Raw genomic sequence first — 1,012 nt, forward strand, 5'->3', positions numbered from 1 at the left:
AAAATACCGACCGGCCGAAATTTCAGGAAATGTTGAACTATCTCCGGGAAGGGGACAGGGTTGTTGTACATTCCATGGATCGTTTTGCACGAAGCCTAAAAGATTTGGTTACCGAAGTAGATAAACTGGTTAAAGGAGGGATCGCCATCCAGTTTGTAAAAGAAAATATTACTTTTACGGCCCAATCCACCCCGATGGATAATTTGATGCTGCAACTGATGGGGGCTTTTGCACAGTTTGAACGTGAGATTATTCTGGAGCGACAAAAGGAAGGAATTAAACTCGCCTCTGCTCAAGGGAAGTATAAAGGCCGGGTACACAAATTGAAACCTGATCAGGCCGAAGCTTTACGACAAGCATGGAAGGAAGGGAAGTACTCTTCAAAAATGGCATTAGGCCAAGCATTTGGAATTAGTCGCCAGGCGGTATATCGGTATTTAAAAGCAGGTGAGTAACTCAATTTGAATTGGCGACTATATTTAGTTGAGATTATGAAAGCCTTAGAACGTGATAAATCAATAAAAAATCCTATTAGAAATTGAATGGGATTTTACAAAGTATTATGTTGCTGATTTTTAAAATATAAATAAAATGTATTTTATATAGGCTGCATTGGGCTAATTTTAGGACAGCTTAAATAGAAACTATTTTTCATAAAATATAGAAATAACTTAAAAGAAATTCCTAAAGTTATAACGGCACTGTTGCAAATAGGGATCTGAGTCGATGATGTTCCCTTTAAAAAGTGCTTAGAGACCGAAAACTCTATTCACCAGATACACTTCACCCTGAGGCTGACCATAATAAAATGATGAAGCTTGTCCTTTACGTAGTGCACGCATGACTTCAATACCTTTAATTGTGGCATAAGCCGTTTTCATAGATTTGAATCCTAAGGTGGCCCTGATAATCCGCTTTAGCTTGCCATGATCACATTCGATCACGTTATTTTTGTACTTAACCTGCCTGTGCTCAAGGTCTGGTGGACATTTTCCTTCCCGTTTTAACCGTG

The 1,012-nt window shown here is 38.7% G+C and carries 2 protein-coding genes; one reads left to right on the plus strand and one right to left on the minus strand.

Features of this window, described 5'->3' with window-relative positions; genetic code table 11:
* The coding region (locus tag EXE10_RS21040; RefSeq protein ID WP_033917558.1) for a recombinase family protein at nt 1-455 on the plus strand (455 nt) is incomplete at its 5' end.
* A 294-nt stretch (nt 456-749) separates the two neighbouring features.
* On the opposite strand, the gene EXE10_RS21045 is transcribed toward EXE10_RS21040, so the two are convergent.
* On the minus strand, nt 750-1,012 hold a 263-nt coding region (locus tag EXE10_RS21045; protein WP_130114602.1), incomplete at its 5' end, for a DDE-type integrase/transposase/recombinase.

Origin of the sequence: Acinetobacter sp. WCHAc060033, from assembly GCF_004209125.1 — a bacterium.
Taxonomy (GTDB): Bacteria; Pseudomonadota; Gammaproteobacteria; order Pseudomonadales; family Moraxellaceae; genus Acinetobacter; species Acinetobacter wuhouensis.